The 16,045-nt window shown below is 67.0% G+C and carries 14 protein-coding genes, 1 tRNA gene and 1 pseudogene; 11 read left to right on the top strand and 5 right to left on the bottom strand.

Annotated elements, in window-relative coordinates:
- Positions 1-14 precede the first annotated feature (14 nt).
- Positions 15-791 (top strand): glucose 1-dehydrogenase, encoded by a 777-nt coding sequence (locus tag O7634_RS18300; protein ID WP_278151324.1) that lies wholly within the window; start codon positions 15-17, stop codon positions 789-791.
- Positions 792-886: 95 nt separating this feature from the next.
- Here the strand turns inward: O7634_RS18300 and O7634_RS18305 are convergent, their stop codons facing one another.
- Positions 887-1,318 (bottom strand): SsgA family sporulation/cell division regulator, encoded by a 432-nt coding sequence (locus O7634_RS18305; protein WP_007457244.1) that lies wholly within the window; start codon positions 1,316-1,318, stop codon positions 887-889.
- A 294-nt stretch (positions 1,319-1,612) separates the two neighbouring features.
- On the opposite strand from O7634_RS18305, the gene O7634_RS18310 reads away from it, so the two are divergent.
- Complete coding sequence (locus O7634_RS18310) at positions 1,613-2,278, top strand: TIGR02611 family protein (protein ID WP_278151325.1); 666 nt, start codon at positions 1,613-1,615, stop codon at positions 2,276-2,278.
- A gap of 50 nt (positions 2,279-2,328) precedes the next feature.
- Positions 2,329-2,400: transfer RNA gene (locus O7634_RS18315), tRNA-Val, on the top strand.
- Positions 2,401-3,311: 911 nt separating this feature from the next.
- Here the strand turns inward: O7634_RS18315 and O7634_RS18320 are convergent.
- Entirely contained in the window at positions 3,312-3,977 is a 666-nt protein-coding gene (locus tag O7634_RS18320; RefSeq protein WP_278151326.1) for a DUF998 domain-containing protein, read from the bottom strand.
- Between the two features lie 234 nt (positions 3,978-4,211).
- Between O7634_RS18320 and O7634_RS18325 the strand changes: the two genes are divergently transcribed.
- On the top strand, positions 4,212-5,315 hold the full coding sequence (locus tag O7634_RS18325) for an ATP-binding protein (RefSeq protein WP_278151327.1): 1,104 nt from the start codon (positions 4,212-4,214) through the stop codon (positions 5,313-5,315).
- A gap of 8 nt (positions 5,316-5,323) precedes the next feature.
- On the top strand, positions 5,324-5,941 hold the full coding sequence (locus O7634_RS18330) for a response regulator transcription factor (protein WP_278151328.1): 618 nt from the start codon (positions 5,324-5,326) through the stop codon (positions 5,939-5,941).
- 429 nt (positions 5,942-6,370) lie between these two features.
- Here the strand turns inward: O7634_RS18330 and O7634_RS18335 are convergent.
- Positions 6,371-7,300: pseudogene (locus tag O7634_RS18335) on the bottom strand (replication initiator); the annotation flags it as partial.
- A 704-nt stretch (positions 7,301-8,004) separates the two neighbouring features.
- Here O7634_RS18335 and O7634_RS18340 point away from each other — a divergent pair.
- From O7634_RS18340 to O7634_RS18365, 6 genes are all read left to right on the top strand, one after another.
- The gene (locus tag O7634_RS18340; protein ID WP_278151329.1) at positions 8,005-8,250 is read left to right on the top strand and encodes a hypothetical protein; all 246 of its coding nucleotides are present in this window, start codon (positions 8,005-8,007) and stop codon (positions 8,248-8,250) included.
- Between the two features lie 143 nt (positions 8,251-8,393).
- Positions 8,394-8,585, top strand: a complete 192-nt coding sequence (locus O7634_RS18345) for a hypothetical protein (protein WP_278151330.1) — start codon at positions 8,394-8,396, stop codon at positions 8,583-8,585.
- A 124-nt stretch (positions 8,586-8,709) separates the two neighbouring features.
- The gene (locus O7634_RS18350) at positions 8,710-9,186 is read left to right on the top strand and encodes an SRPBCC family protein (RefSeq protein ID WP_278151331.1); all 477 of its coding nucleotides are present in this window, start codon (positions 8,710-8,712) and stop codon (positions 9,184-9,186) included.
- A gap of 856 nt (positions 9,187-10,042) precedes the next feature.
- The gene (locus O7634_RS18355; RefSeq protein ID WP_278151332.1) at positions 10,043-12,082 is read left to right on the top strand and encodes an HYD1 signature containing ADP-ribosyltransferase family protein; all 2,040 of its coding nucleotides are present in this window, start codon (positions 10,043-10,045) and stop codon (positions 12,080-12,082) included.
- Complete coding sequence (locus O7634_RS18360; RefSeq protein WP_278151333.1) at positions 12,079-12,357, top strand: hypothetical protein; 279 nt, start codon at positions 12,079-12,081, stop codon at positions 12,355-12,357. The genes O7634_RS18355 and O7634_RS18360 overlap by 4 nt, the downstream gene beginning before the upstream one ends.
- Before the next feature lie 538 nt (positions 12,358-12,895).
- The gene (locus O7634_RS18365; protein ID WP_278151334.1) at positions 12,896-14,014 is read left to right on the top strand and encodes an IS630 family transposase; all 1,119 of its coding nucleotides are present in this window, start codon (positions 12,896-12,898) and stop codon (positions 14,012-14,014) included.
- A 230-nt stretch (positions 14,015-14,244) separates the two neighbouring features.
- Here the strand turns inward: O7634_RS18365 and O7634_RS18370 are convergent, their stop codons facing one another.
- Together O7634_RS18370 and O7634_RS18375 are read right to left on the bottom strand one after the other, a co-directional pair.
- Positions 14,245-15,042 carry a methyltransferase domain-containing protein gene (locus O7634_RS18370; protein ID WP_278151335.1) on the bottom strand — a complete coding sequence of 266 codons (798 nt, stop codon included), beginning with the start codon at positions 15,040-15,042 and terminating at the stop codon, positions 14,245-14,247.
- Positions 15,043-15,085: 43 nt separating this feature from the next.
- Complete coding sequence (locus O7634_RS18375) at positions 15,086-16,042, bottom strand: nucleoside-diphosphate kinase (protein WP_278151336.1); 957 nt, start codon at positions 16,040-16,042, stop codon at positions 15,086-15,088.
- Positions 16,043-16,045 lie beyond the last annotated feature (3 nt).

Here is a 16,045-nt window from a genome sequence, read left to right on the forward strand (position 1 = left end):
GCGATGGGATGGGCATGACGCAGCTGTTCTCGGTCGAAGGAAAGACGGTACTGGTCACCGGCGGATCGCGGGGGATCGGCCTGATGATCGCCCAGGGCTTCGTCCGGGCCGGCGCACACGTGATCATCTCGTCCCGTAAGGCGGACGTCTGTGCGGCGGTCGCCAAGGAACTCTCCGCCGAGGGCCGCTGCGACGCCATCCCCGTCGACCTCGGCGACGACGCCGGCGCCGAGGCGCTGGCCGCCGCCGTCCGCGACCGCTTCGACCGCCTCGACGTGCTGGTCAACAACGCGGGCGCGACCTGGGGCGCGCCGCTGGAAAACTACCCGGAGGCCGCGTTCGACAAGCTCTGGGCGGTCAACGTCAAGGCCGTCTTCCGGCTCACCACCGCGCTGCTGCCGGCGCTGCGCGCCGCCGCCAGCGCCGACGACCCGGCCCGCGTGATCAACATCGGGTCGATCGACGGCATCCGGGTGCCGTGGATGGAGGTGTACGCGTACTCGGCCACCAAGGCGGCCGTGCACATGCTCACCCGCAGCCTCGCCCACCAACTGGCCGGCGAGCAGATCACCGTCAACGCGATCGCGCCCGGCCCCTTCGAGAGCAAGATGATGGCGTTCGCGCTCGACGACCCGGAGAGCCGCGCCGCGATCGAGCAGCAGGTCCCGCTGGGCCGCATCGGCCGCCCCGAGGACATGGCCGGCACCGCCATCTACCTGGCCTCACGGGCTGGTGCGTACCTCACCGGCGCGGTCATCCCCGTCGACGGCGGCATCACCACCCACGGTTGAGCACCGGCTGGCCCCGGGGCGGGCTGTGCGCGTACCCCCGGGCATGCCGGGGCCGCGCGGACTCGGCAGATCCGCGCGGCCCCGGTTCGCTCGTTTCAGCGACCGGCGAGCAGCCGGTTCACCGCCGTGTCGACGTCCAGGTGCTCGGCCTCCCGGCCGCGCGGGACGACGACGTACGTGCGTCGAAGGAAACGCACCAGGACGCTGCGCGGCACCTCGAAGAGGGCGTTGCCGTCCGGTGACGAGAGGGCCAGCGCGACGAAGTCGCCGCGCGGTGTGGCCCAGGGCCAGACCCGCACATCCCCGATGCCGGCCGGCTCGTCCAGGCCGGTGACCAGAAGTTCGCGAGCGAACGACCAGCTCACCGCCTCACCTCCGGCCGATTCGGCATGGAACAGGACATGGACCGCATACGGGTCAGCAGGGTCGTAACGCAGGCTGGCACGCACCGGCAAGGCGGTGGCGTCAGGCGCGACGAGCCTTAGCGACGTCTCGACCTCTACGGTCGTCGGTCGGATGACACTCATGGACGTTCTCCCCCCGGCACCGCTGCGGAACGCGCGTGTCCCGCTTTTCCCATACTCAGGTGCTACTCCTGGCTACGCTCCGCCATACGCTGACTTCACCCAGTGGTGGGAAGGGGGACGGAAAGCCCGCGTGAATGTGAGGATTCATGTAGGATTTCCGGTTCTGCCCAGTGCGTGATGCCGCCCGGCATCGGGTGGCTCAGTCGTCGACTTACTCCGGTAACGTCCAGTCGGGCGTTGCAGTGACGGGCCCGAGCGACACTGGGGAGTGAAATGGTGGCGAACCGATCCTCAATGGATCCGGCGACGGCACCCGGCCCACCGAAAGTCGCGGTCCGGGCAGCCGAAAAGCGGGGGTACGCAGTGCCGAAGGAGCAACCCGAGCTGGCCAGACGGTCGAAGCCCGGCGGCGGTGGTGTCGACCGCCCCGGTGGCGGTGGCGCTCGTGCCCGCGGAGGCCGGGCCGGCGCCGGCGGCGGTCGTGGCGGTGCTGGCGGCGATGCTGGTGGCGCCGGCGGCGTCGGTCGCGGTGGCGGCGTGGCCGTCCAGGACCCGCCGCGTCGTCCCCGCTGGCGGGAGCGGATCGCCCTCACCCTCGAACTCATCCGGGCCAATCCGACCGGCCGGATCGCGCTCAAGATATTCATCGCGATCGCCGGGGCGCTCGTGGTGACCATCGGCATCGCCCTCATCCCGCTACCAGGGCCGGGTTGGCTGCTGGTGATCGCCGGGCTCGGCATCTGGGCCGTCGAATACCACTGGGCCCGCCGGCTGCTCGGCTTCACCCGCCGCCACGTCCACGGTTGGACGCGCTGGGTGACCCGACAGTCACTGCTGGTGCGAGTCGTGCTCGGCTCCGTGGGGCTGGTCTTCGTGGCGACAGTGGTCTGGCTGTCGCTGAAGTACAGCCTCGGCATCGACGTGATCGCCGAGGCGATGCACTACCTCGCGACGCACTGACCCCGGATTTCCGGTCCGGTTCCACGATCGGGTAGAGTCAGTGTCGCTGAGGGCGATTAGCTCAGTGGGAGAGCGCTTCGTTCACACCGAAGAGGTCGCTGGTTCGATACCAGCATCGCCCACCCTTAGTTCGCGCAGGTCAGAAGCCCGTTGCCGGCTCAGTCGGTAACGGGCTTCGCCGTATGTGCTGCTCACATTGGGAGCAGATTGGGAGCATGGCGCTGCCGCCGATGGTTGCCTGACATCTCTAGAGTCCTCGTCTGGCGTTCGTCGACGTCCGTCCGCTCGGGTCCATTGCTGGTGAACTCCCTTCGCGACCAGGTTGGATACATCTCAAACGGTCGGTCCTCGGCGACTGGAGTCCCCGCAGCTGACCGGAGCACCCGTACGTGTGTGAGGAGGACACGCGGGTCGCAGGAAACAGCAGCTCGAACGGCGGAGCGCCCCACGCGCGTGAGGAGGCCGGAACGCCCAGAGCGTGCGCGGGAGATGCGCGCATAAGGGGCGTGGGCCGTCGACGCCTGCCACAAGGCAACGGGGCAGCACGTCCCGGCACCCGCCGGAAGTAGAGGCAACGCGGTTTGTCGAGATCGCCGTCCTCAGCGCTGTCGGCTCCGTCTGAAAACTTCAGGCGGAGCCGACAGGCCCATTGAAGAGAGCCAGTCCCATCGACGTACCGCTTTTGGCCGTCGGTGCTGCTGTCGGTATGGCCCCGGAAGGCGAGACTCAAGTTCCATCAGCAGTTTTCTGACCAGGGCTCCTGCTGGGAGACCTCTTCGGGATGCTCGGAGGCGTCAGCGTTGGCACCTCCCGGCGGCAGCAGAACGGTGTCCGCGCATGGCCGAAGGGCGGCCCGTCGTCGCGGCGGGCCGCCCTTTGTCCAAGCCTCAGACGGGGGGAAACGCCCTGACCAGGCGCTTCGGGGTGGAGACCTCTCGGCGGACCCGAAGCCATCAGCGTTGGCACCCCGAGGAGGGGGTAGGGCGGCGTCCGCTCAGGCCGATGAGCGTGCAGCTGATCTGTCGAGATGCGCTCAGCCTCCTCTTCGGAACGGGCGACTGATCACGTGCTGCTGATCTGCTGCCTCACTTGGGTGAGTGAACGTTGTGCGACGGAGGTGCAGGGCGAAGGCGGTGATCCAGGTCCAGCCAAGTCCGATGGTGAGACGCTGGTACAGGCCGCGGTGTTCGGAGACGGCCAGACCTTGGATGAGTAGAAGCATGGTCACGCCGGCTATTGCGCTGATTATCGCCCAGATCCAGGACCGACGCCGGGCAGAGTGAAACGCCCAGGTGAAGGTCAGGAGCGGTAGGGATAGGAAAACAACGCTGCCTGCGGCGTTGTGGGCGGTGCCGTGCCAGGTGTGCCGGGCCTGCCCGGCGACATCGGTGGTGAACAGCCCGGACGCGATGAGGGCAACACCGAACAGGCCGGTCAGGGCCGCCGCGATCCAGGCGGCCGAGCGGGGGTGCAGGACGCGGCGTATACCGAGGGCGAATGCCACGAACAGTGAGCCGCACACGAGGAAGTTGGTGATCTGGATCCATCCGGTCGACCCGAGTGCCAATTCGCTGGCGGCTTGGCGGATCGGACGGTATCCGGGCTGTAGCGCGCCGCCAACGAGGATCACGATGACGAACAGAGGCCCGGCGGCGGCGCCGCACGCGAGGAGCCGCCGGGTGGTGACGTTTTCCTTCATGACTCCATTGGGCGTGCGGGACCGAACTTGTGGTAGCGGCCGCCGTCGGTCGGTGTGGCGACGATGGTGGCGGTTTCGAACCTACTTTCGTCGGTATGGGCAGGACGGGGTGCTCGGTTCCGGCCTACCGTTGCCGCCGTGGTGGGAGTTGGCTGGAGTTGGGCGGAGCCGGTCGTGAAGCGGGATGACTTGCCGAGGCGGCGGCTGGTTGACGCTGTCGTGGTGGCGGTCGCGTTGCTCGCCGGTCTGGTGTTGCTGGCCGGGCCGACCGCCGACCTGCCCGGCGGCTACGGCCTCACACCGGTGGTCTTCGCGGCGACGGCCGGCGCGCTGTTTTGGCGCCGGAGCGCACCGGTCACGGTGGCCTGGCTTGCTTTCGCTGGCAGCGCCGTCCTGGCCGCCGTCGAGACCCTCGCACCGGGCGACTCGATCCGGCCGGGCGAAAACACGATCATGTTCCTCACTCCCGCCGCCCCGTTCGCGGCCTACGCGGTCGCGGCCTACGCCGCTCGTCGCGTTCGAGGCTGGGCGGCGGTGGTTGCTCTCGCGGCTGCGGCCACGGCACCGTTGCCGCCGCCTTGGGCGCGACTACGCTCCGGCCTGGTGCTGCTGGGTGTGCCGGTCCTTCTCGGCCTTTACCTGGCAGCACGCCGCCGCATGGTCAACATGCTGCGCGAGCGGGCCCGGTGGGCCGAGGCTGACCGGTACGCCGCAGCCGAGCGGGCCGCCGCAGGTGAACGTGAGCGGCTCACCGCCGAGATGCACGATGTGGTGACGCATCAGGTCACCCTCATCGTGCTGGAGGCCGGGGCGCTCGGGCTGACCGCAGCCGATGTGGCGACTCGGGTGGCCGCGGAGCGGATCCGAGAGGCCGGTTGCGCGGCACTCGACGACCTTCGCGACCTGGTCCGGGTCCTGCCTGAGCAGCCGTCAGTCCGGGAGCCGGTGCCGGTACTGCTGCCCGATTTGCGACCACTGGTAGGCCCGGCGGCTCTGGAGGTGACGGGTACCCCGGTGTCGGTGTCCCCAGCGGTCGGGCAGGCGGTGGTCCGGGTCGTCCAGGAAGCGCTGACCAACGTGAGGAAACACGCGCCGGGTGCCCGTATAGAGGTGGGGGTGCAGTACGAGGGCGGCGGCGTGCGAGTTGTTGTCCGCAACGGAGTGGTTCGGTCGACGGCGGATGCGCGGCTGGCCGCTTCCGGGTCGGGAACCGGGCTGCACGGGTTGCGGCGTCGGGTCGAGTTGCTTGGCGGCACGTTCATGGCCGGGCCCGAGCCTGGCGGCGGTTTCACGCTGCGGGCGTGGCTGCCCGGCGTACAACACGACGGGTCGTCATGATCCGGGTCGTGGTGGCCGATGACGATCCGTTGGTCGGTGCGCACCTGCGCACAATCCTGGCGAGCGCCGGCGACATTGAGGTGGTCGACATCGTGGCAGACGGGGCCGCGGCGGTAGAGGCAGCCATCCGGCACCGTCCGGACCTGGTCCTGATGGACCTGCGCATGCCGGGCGTCAACGGACTGGTCGCCACTGATCAGATCGCCGCCCTGAACCCGGCCCCGTTCGTGGTGGTGCTGACCACGTTCACGGCCGATCGGTATGTGGCTGCCGCGCTGCGCGCCGGAGCCAGCGGGTACGTGCTCAAAACCACGCCGCCGCGCGAGTTCGTCGACCTCATCCGCACCGCCGCCGCCGGCCACACGATCCTGCCGCCCGGTGCGGCCCGGGTCCTGCTGCCCGCCGGCCCGTCGGTGACGCTGCCGAACAGCCTGTCCGAACGGGACCGGGAGATCCTGACCGGCCTGGGCCAGGGCCTGACCAACGCGCAATTGGCGGCCCAACTGCACCTCACCGAAGCCACCATCAAGGGCTACGTCTCGCGGGTCCTTACCCGACTCGGCTGCACCAACCGGACCGAGGCGGCCCTCCTCGCCCAGCGCGCCGGACTCGTCAAGTACGAATAGTCCGAGGCCAGCGGCACGCGGGATTCGCTGGTTGACCGCTTGATCGAGTGCACGCTCATGCCGCGATCTGCGCGACTGCGGCTGAACTGTTGGACCCTGGTTGAGCCGTTTCGGGAGCCCGCTCACTGTGAGGGGGCTCCCCGGAGCCTGGCCCGGCTTGAACGGTGCTGCCATCCCTGGTCAGTGACGTGCGGTACCGGCGCCGCACGTTGGGCAGGCCGGCCTCCGAGGCTAATGCGTCCAAGACCTGATGGAGGATCCATTTACATCGGGGATTGTTCCCGCTCTCCATTCTGGTAGGCCCGACCGTCAGCCATGGTCGTAGCGGCGGGGAGGTGGCTTCTGCGGTCGCCGTACCTCGGGCCAGTGTCCGCGATTCCGCGAGAAACGACTGCGGGATTAACCATCGCCGGTCGCCCGCCGCAGCTTAGTTGTGACGACGATCTGCCGGGCGGCGGCATGGACTGCGGCGGCCAAGTCATCGACGGTGATGCCGGCCGGTGGCGGCACGAGTGCATCCGGGTCAGGGTCGACACCGTCAAGGCGCAGCAGGGCGTGGAAGTGCACGCCTGCCCGGCGCTGCATCTCGGCGACCTTGCCGTGCGACACCCGGACCGGCGGCACCCGGCGCACTGTGCCGGAGCCGGTGGCGACCTGGACGAAGGGGATGCCGCGACGTCGGCAAAGGGCGGCGAGGTGACGTTCGACGGCCTGTTTGGTGCGCCGCCACAGCTCGCCCGAGAAGTAGTTCCAGACGGCCTGGTGCTCGTGGTCGTAGCAGTCCAGACACAACGGCTGCCCGAGCCGCGGATCGTCGGCGTCGTGGCGGACGAAACACGCCGCGAGCTGCCCGTGCTGGCAGGTGCCGGCGGCGCTTCGGGCGCGACACGGGGCGGGCCGGCAGTCGCAGCGCTGCCGCGTGGCGCAGGTGTGGCGGGCGACGTGGCGGTGGTGAACCGCGCCGAAGGACGGGGCGGTGAAGGTGGCGAAGGCGACTGGGTGTCGACCAACCGAGTCGGCTACGCCCTTGCCGCCGGTCAGGCCGCAGCGGACAACCTGGTAGGCGTCGCCAGCGTAGACCCAGGCGCAGTCGCGGCACTGCGATTCGCGGCGGTTGCCGCACGCCTTGTAGAGCGCGTGGTCAGGCAGCTCGTCGGTCTGGAGTTGGCTGGTAATGCGGCCCGTGGTCGTCTCGACGGCCGCGAGGGTCCCGGTAAGTCGGATTGGCCGAGCGCAGCCGCCGGCAGCGGCGATGTGCTCAAGCCAGCCGGAGAATTCCGGGGTGGCGGCGCGGTGCAGGGCTTGGGCGTTCCGGCCGACGGCGAGGCCGGACCGGTGCAGAGTGAGCGGGGTGGGCACGGTCTTCTCTTCAGGGGGTGGCAGGGACGGGAGACGAAGCACCACCAGCCGTGGACGTTGGTCCGCTGGTGGTGTTCGTCGTGTCTCCTGGCACCGCCGGGAGGGCGGCTGACGCCGGAGGGCGGGTTCGTGGTGGTGCCACGTCCCGCCGATGGTTGTGTCCTCTCGCGTTCGTCGAGCTGGTGATGAAGGCCGGCACGGGTGAGGAGCCTGGAATGTCGGCATCGGAGCGGTTGCCGCAGGCTGTCCCCACCCGTGTAGGTGTGCGAACCCGGGCCATCGCGGACGGCAGTTATGCCGTGCTGGGCCGCTCAGTGGATTCGGAGAACCGGCACGGCGGCTGGTGCGACCGGGAGCCGGCGGGATGTGACCCGCATCAGCGGCAGGAAGGCCGCTCGGCATCTCCGAGGTCGAGTCCAGCGATTCGGCAGGAAGGCCGCGCTGGCGTGCTCGACGAGCGCCAGAGTAGCACCGGGTGCCGACACGTCAACCTGCCGTGATGTCCTCGGATGGAGGTGGGGCGGCTGGCTGCCGGCGGTGTAGGAGGACTTTCTGTACGTCTATCAAGGCGGCCCCGAGACGGGCCGCAAGCGCCGCCGCCTGGGCGCGCGTCCGTCTCTCCAGTTATGGAGTTCAAGAAGACCGACAGCGGCGGCGAGTTGGAGTGAGGCGGCCGGGACGCGCTGGCGCCATGGGCGCCTGCGGTGAACGGCAAGGTCGAGATCGGCCTCGAGGAGGATGGGGTTCACGTCAGCGTCGACCGGGACGGCTTCCCCCATCTCGGAGTCATTCAGTACAAGCCTGATACCGATCCGATGTTCCTCGCCAGAGACCGGGCACGCGGCGGGCCCGAACTCATGGCGCCGTTCGTACCCAACACGCACGACCAGTGGATCAACGGCCAGCGCCCGCGGCCAAAGTCGTGCTGCGTGACGGATGTCTCCGGATGATCAGGTGGTTGGTTAGAAATCTCGCGCTCTGTGCCGGGCTGCTCCTGGTGGCGTGCCTATTCTATGGAGCGGTGTACGAAGGCGCGACTGCGAACTCAGTGATTCGGAGCATCCTGGTAAGGGTTGGTGTACCGACGGCACTCATGTCCGTGCTGCTGTTCCTCATCGGCCAGCGGGTCTCGCCGGCCGCTTATCGGCTGGCGGCACTCAGCGGCGCCCTTGTCGCAGGCTGCGCCGGTCTGCTGGGGGATTACCGGGTGCTCACCGTTCAACTCACCACTCAGGTGGTGTTCGGGACGCTGATGTCGAAACCGAAACCGAAACCGAAACCGTAGCCGTAAGCGATCTGTGTAGCGTGGTGGGGGCGGGGTGACGGCTCCGCCCCCACTCTCGTGCCGCCTGCCGAAGTGCCAGCCGGTGTCGAATCTGGCTGCCCGCACGGTTGCTAAAGTGGACCGCATGCCGCGCATCGAGATGACTACGACAGTCCGGGCGACTCGCGAGGCCGTGTTCGACGCGAGTGTGGATGTCGATCTGCACACCAGGTCCATGGGCGCCAGCGCCGAACGAGCGATCGATGGCGTCATGACCGGCCGGTTGAAAGTCGGTGACACGGTCAGGTGGCAGGCGGTCCACTTTGGCATCCCATGGCGCATGACCGTGCGGATAACCCAATTCCGTCGGCCGTCGTACTTCGTCGACGAGCAGGTCCGTGGCCCATTCACCCAATGGCGCCACGAGCACAACTTCATGCCCGATCCAACAGACCCGTCCATCACTGTCATGCGGGACGTCATCGGTTTCATTGCGCCGGCAGGACCCGTAGGGGCCGTCGTGGCACACCTGATTTTGAAGCCGTATCTTCAGCGCCTCATCGGGCGCCGTAATGCGTTTTTGGCGGCGTCTGTCACCGGGAGCGCGTGCACCACTGAATGATCGCCCCGTTGACGCCGCTGGGGCGGCTCTCGTCCCTTAGGTTCACGACGCCCGCCTGTGCTGAATCGACGTCTTCCGATGCATAGGCTCCGGCAAGCCGTAGCACCTCATTACGACATGAGGAAGTGACGAGGCGAAGACGCTTGTCGCGGGCCGGTTCGTGCGGGCCGAGCCGCTGGCGACGGGCCGGGCAGTTCGAAGAGGGCTGCTGTCGGAGGTCAGACGAAGGCCAGTTAGTCCTCGGTCATCGCGATGACCGTCTGTTCGATGCGTGCCGGCGGCTCGTTGGGTGAGCACCCCTCAAGACATCCGGATCTGCCGGCGACCCAGCCACCCGAATCTGTCGCCGACCGGGCGGACGGCAGTCACAGGCGGGCAGACGCGGAGTGCGTGCGTGGATGTTGCTCCTCATGACCTGGTATCAGTCGCAGTGGTCTGCTGCTGCCACACAGCCCGGCGAGGCCCGAAGTCGGATTGGTTCGCCTTTCCGAGGCCTGCCGCCCGATCTGGCCTCGTTGGGCCATACGTATGGCCGACTCCGCGACGCGTCGATGATCGCTGGCGTTGCCAGATGGTTTCCTGTCCCGTCTCTTCATTCCGCGCAAAGTCCGACGCGCTGTTCATCCGGTCCGATCGGCGAAGCGGGTGGTCCGCATGGCTGTCCGAAGAGCGTGCGTAGGGCCAGCTACGATGCTTCGCGGATCGCCAACCCAATAGGCGCGTTGAAGTATCACGCGGTCGAGCGGCCCATCACGACCGCGCTTCACAACAGTGGTCCTTCGGCGCGCCGGACGACCCCAAGGGCCGCATCGGCAACCGGCTCAAGCAAACCGAGCGGGGCACGCCCACCGGCACGGTGACCACCGACTACACCTACCCCTCCCCGAAGGCGAACCAACCACACCGCCTCGACGGGTGGAGCCGAACCGACAACACCGGCACCACCACCGGGTCGTACACCTACGACGAGTCCGGCAACACCACAACCCGCCCAGGCCCGGCCGGCCCGCAAACCCTGACCTGGACCGTCGAGGGTCAACTCGACAAACTGACCGACAGCACCGGCACGAACTCCTACACCTACGACGCCTCCGGCAACCGACTCATCGCCAAGGACGCCACCGGCAGCACCCTGTTCCTCGGCGACCAAGAAGTCCGACGCAACGCCAGCACCGGCCAAGTGACCGCCACCAGGTACTACTCGTTCAACGGCGAGACCATCGCCCAACGGACGCTCACCGGCATCACCTGGCTTGCCAGCGACCACCAGGGCACCGCCCAAGTCAGCGTCGCCAACGACACCAACCAGACGATCACCCAGCGTCGACAAACCCCGTACGGCGCACCCCGAGGGGCCGCGGTGTCCTGGCCTAACAAGCAGGGCTTCCTCGGCGGCTACCAAGACCCGACAGGCCTCACCCACCTAGGCGCCCGAGAATACGACCCCACCATCGGCCGGTTCATATCCGTCGACCCGGTCAACGACCCAGGAAATCCTCAACAACTTCCGGCGTACACCTACGCCGCGAACAACCCCACCACCTACAGCGACCCCAGCGGCCGCATCATCGCCGAATACGCCAGAGTCGACGAGCCCGGCGGCAATTGGAAACAACTCTGCTCAGGAGGCATAACCGGCTACGAATGCCAAGCAATCGTCGAAGACGGCAAGAAAAACAAACAGACCCGCCGTGATAAGGGCATGGTCAACAACAAGGCCGTTCACGAACTCCTCGACGGGCTCGCCTTTATCCCCGGCCTGGGAGTAGCTGCGGATGGCGCCAACACCGCCCTCTTCATTTACGAAGGGGATTACGGCACCGCCGCCGAGGCGCTCATGCCGGGCCCTTCAATCTGCGCTGCTGCCAGAAGCGTCTGCAAGAAGGCCGAGAAGGAGCTAGCCGACAAGGCGCAGGCTCTCATCGGGCGGGCTACCAAGGGTAAGGTCGACCCTAAGATCAACCCGGGCAAAGATGCCAGCGAGATGGCCCAAATCAAGTCTGAGGCACGGGACAAGGGCTTTTCGGTAACGCCGAAGCCGCCAACAGTGCCAGGGAAGAAGCCAGATGCGGGCAACAAGGGCAAGCCGGCCAAGAACGACAGCGGGACGACCGCCAAGAAGGAAGGCTGCAAGCACAGCTTCGATCCCGCGACTCCGGTCCTCATGGCCGACGGCAGCGCTCGCCCCATCGCTGAGGTGGCGGAGGGTGACGAGGTCCTAGCGCATGACCCGGAAATAGGGGTCACCTCCGCCCAAGCGGTAGAGGCGCTACACGTCAACCAGGATGAGGCCCTCACGGACCTGTCAGTCCGAACTGAGGACGGCACATACACCACCCTCAAGACGACCCAGCACCACCCGTTCTGGAGCGACAGCCGGCGTGAGTGGGTTGACGCCGCCGACCTCCGACCGACGGAAAGACTTAAGAGCGCATCTGGTGACGTGACAACGGTTGCCGAGGTATTCACCTATCAAGGTGACAAGGTCATGCGCGACCTCACGGTAGCCAACATCCACACGTACTATGTGCTCGCCGGCACAACCCCGGTACTCGTCCACAATTGCCCTTCTGGGGTAGGCGGCGATGAAGCTGCTGAAGCGACCGTTCGAATGCGGCACTACACCAACTCTCGTGGCGCTGCTGGCATCATGGAGAGTGGCGTTATTAAAGCCAGCGACCAAAACAAGGTGTTCATGGTGCCCGCGCGAGGGAAGCCGATGAGCCCGCGCGATGCTGAGGACACTTTGGGTATTGGCCGTGGTCGTGGCCGTAAAGTCATTGAGTTTGATGTGCCGGCCAGTAGTGTAAGTAGTAGATCTAACCCTACAATGGGTATCACCGAGTGGGTGGCCGATGGTGATTTGCCAATTTCTAACGCCAGGGTGGTTCGATGACTGAGGGCGACGGCAAGCATTGCCAGCTGAGGGTCGATGAGGCGATCCAGGTCGCCACCGACCTCAATGAGTTCGTCGTCGCATTCGACCAGATTCTTTCGCGTATTGCTTTTGGGGAAGCAAATTCGGACTTGCTGACTAGCTATTTCTCAGAAAGAAACGTTCGGCAACGACTTGCTTCGGCGCGCAGTGCGATCTTCGACGCTCTTGAGCAGGTGATTGGGCAGGAGGCGTCAGATAGGATTGCGGAAGAAGGTTACAGGCACTTCGACTGATCTGCTGCTGAAATTTCTATGCTGCCATCTATTCTCAATCTTTGTGACAGTGAGGTAAAGCCAGAGGATTGAGTGCAATTGGTGACGGAAGGCGTGCGACCTCCGCCTTCCGTCACCATTCTGGAAATCAGCAGGTGGCTCATACACCGGGCGAGGGCTGCGCTCGTGTACGCGGTGATGCACTGGCGTTGCTGTCGCGGTTGATGTCAGTTGATCAGACTGATTCGAGATCATCGAATAACCATCTGGATGCGTGTACCCGTCGGTATGCGCAGATTGGAAGCGCTCTGTTTCGCCTGGCGTGCGCGCGGGGCCGTCGGCCTTGAGCGCGCGTCAAAGGCTCGCCGTCGGCCTGCCTCATCACCGGCCACTGCTGGCGCCGGATATCGTCCTGACGGCCGTTGTGGTCGGCATAATCGTGATCCTTCTCGCGGGGTATGGGACGGTGCTAGTGCCGTGACCACGAACGTTCACGGTGTTGGATGACACGCCGTTCGACCTGTCGGGCGGACGGTGCCGCGGCGGTCAGGCTGTGGCGGTGGCAGATCTTGTACGTGTACGGCGGCTGAGTGACCACGAAGGTCAGCAGCTGCTCAGAATCACTCGCCGGGGAACCGGTTCGGCGATCCGACTACGGCGGGCGATGGTCGTGCTCGCGTCTGCCGGTGGGAACACGGTGCCGGCCATCGCCCGTCTGGTGCAAGCGGACGAGGACACGATCCGGCAGGTCATCCATCGGTTCAACGAAATGGGGATGGCCAGCTTGGACCCTCAGTGGGCGGGTGGCCGTCCCCGCCAGATCAGTCCTGACGAAGAGCAGTTCATCGTCGAGACGGCCACCACCCGCCCCGAGAAGCTGGGGCGTCCGTTCACCCGGTGGAGCATCCGCAAGCTCGCCGACCACCTACGCCTGCATGCCACCCGGCGGGTCCGCATCGGGCGGGAGCGGCTGCGGCAGATCCTGCACCGGCACAAGATCACCTTCCAGCGGACCAAGACGTGGAAGGAGTCCACCGACCCTGACCGGGACGTCAAGCTCGCCCGGATCGAGTACGTGAGCAGCCATTTCCCGCAGCGGGTGTTCGCGTTCGACGAGTTCGGGCCCCTCGTGATCCGTCCCCAGGCCGGCGCCGGGTGGGCGCCCGCGGGCCATCCGCACCGGCTGCCCGCGAACTACCACAAGCTGCACGGTGTCCGGCAGTTCCACGGCTGCTACTCCGTCGGCGACGACCAGCTCTGGGGCGTCGTCCGACGTCGCAAGAGCGCCGCGAACACCCTGGCCGCGCTCACGTCGATCCGCGCCGCCCGCCCGGACGGGGCACCGATCTACGTCATCCTGGACAACCTCTCGGCACACAAAGGCCTCAAGATCCGAGCGTGGGCGGCTCGGAACAAGGTCGAGCTCTGCTTCACCCCGACCTACGCCTCCTGGGCCAACCCGATCGAGGCCCAGTTCGGGCCGCTACGCACCTTCGTGATCGCCGGCTCGAACCACCCCAACCACACCGTCCTGACCCGGAAGATGCAGACCTACCTGCGATGGCGCAACGCCAACGCCCGCCACCCCGACGTCCTGGCCGCCCAACGCCGCGAACGCGCCCGCATCCGCAGCGAACGACAGCGACGATGGGGCCAACCCGCCACCCACGCAGCCTGACCCCAAACACCGTGGACGTTCGTGGTCACGGCACTAGCCGGCTGGGCTGAGCTGGGCGACCACTGACCAGATGACACGAAACGAGTCCGGGTGCCGGACCCACGCCGCCCCGGCCGACCCGCCAGGGCCGAGCGTCGGGCAGGCGTGGGTCCGGCGTCACGGCGCCCCCAGGGCTTGGTGACCACACCCGATCGGCCCGGGCGGGCCGTGAGTGCGCCCGGTCCGCGTCATCACGGCTTCCGGGCGGTCAGCACCATCCAGGTGAGCTGGTGACTCACACTCAGGTCGATCTTGGTGTCCCAGCGCTTCAGGAGCTGGTCGTACTCACCGCTGGTGAACTGCTCCAGGAACCCGTCACGGTCATTGACCAGGCGGGCGCGTCCTTCGACCTCCGATGCCAGGAGGTCCTCGGTGCGGTCCTCGGCGGTGACGTCGCAGAAGCCGACCCGCCGCATCATCGTCGCGTACGCCTCCTGGTTGACAAGGTGGAAGCCACTGGAGTTGTGGAGCTCCTCGAAAGCCGGCGAGGACGGCGATTCGCCCCGGCAGTAGTCGGTGACGAGGACCCGTCCGCCGGACCGCAACGCCGTGAGGAGCCGGGACCAGGCACGCTCCCTGTCGCGCTCGCTGAGGTACATGAGGCAGTCCCGGGTCCAGACCAGGTCGACCGACTCCGGGGCCAGCTCCATCGTGCACACGTCACCGGTCTCGAACCTGATGCCGTCCACCGGTTCTGCGGCCAGGCGGTCGAGGCAGAGCTGGGTCATGTCGGCGGAGGCGTCGACGGCTCGAATGTTCACGCCGTAGCGGGTGGCCATCCGGACCGCGTCACCGCCCAGGCCGCTTCCGATCTCGAGTACGTCCATCCCCGCCCAGACGGGCTGCCGGGCGATGAGTGCCTCGAAAATCTCGTCACTTGACGGGCCCTGATATCCGCTGCCGTAGATCCATTCCGAGCGTAGTGCGCCGCGGCGGGAGAAGCGCGGTGAGAACGGCCCGACCGGTGGGATCTCCTCGTTGACCATCATGGTGTGGTGTCCGCCTCTCTCCGGGGATGCTGCGGGGTTACGGCTACGAGCCACTGAAACTGGCGATCGTCTTGGCCACGCCCGGCAGCTCGTACTCGATGTGGTTGCTCGCGACCAGCAGCGGGTCCCAGCCGTAGGGATCTATGCCGAGGTCGCGCAGCTGGCCGGCGAACGTCAGCCAGTCCAGCGTCTCGCCAGGCTGACCGGCGGCGTGCAGCATGGCGAGCAGCTTCTCCGCGACCGCCACTGCGTCGTGCTCGCGACCGGCGCGTTCGATGTCGGCGCGGAGTCGGGCCAGGGCACGCTCCGAGTGGAGATCGTGCGCGGCGATGGCGGCATAGACCTGGTCGACTTCCTGTCGGCAGTCGTAGGCGGCCCCGTCCTGGAACGCCCCGGCGAGACGGGTGTGTAGCTGTGACAGCGCGGGTTCAGGAGTCAGGATCGCCAGTTCCCTCAGGATGTCCAGCGGTTCGTCGGGGCAGTGCACGTTGGCGAAGATGCGGTTGATGGCACCCAACGTCGACCGGAGACTCTCCGGGCTGCGCTTGCTCGGATCGGACGAACCCTTGATCGCGGTCAGGCGGCTACTGCGGGGAACCGTCGCGGTCAGCCGAGTGTCACGGAGAAACAGCATGAGGGACAGATCGAAACAGTAGACCCCTTCACCAATGGCCTTGCTGTCCTCGCTGATCGCGTTGAACTGGAAGCGCCACAGAGCCCGGGACATCTCCGGGGTGAGGTGGAATGGCACCGCCATGATTGGCTCGAAACCGTGCTGCCTGACGAACGCCAGACAGTCGTCGACCTGACGGCGGGCAATCGCATCCGGCTGGATCACCAGGACGGTGAGCTCGGTCAACAGCGATTGTAGGGCCGCGCCATGCGCCCGTTCGGCCGCGGCGAGTCCGGCGGTCAGATAGCCGCCTGTCTCCACCTCGTAGTGCTCGAGCTTGCCTGGCAACTCGGTCAGGGTCGCCGGGTCTATCGTCGTGGCTGACACGTG

The sequence above is a fragment of the Micromonospora sp. WMMD1120 genome (genome assembly GCF_029626235.1).
In the GTDB taxonomy this organism is placed as follows: Bacteria; Actinomycetota; Actinomycetes; order Mycobacteriales; family Micromonosporaceae; genus Micromonospora.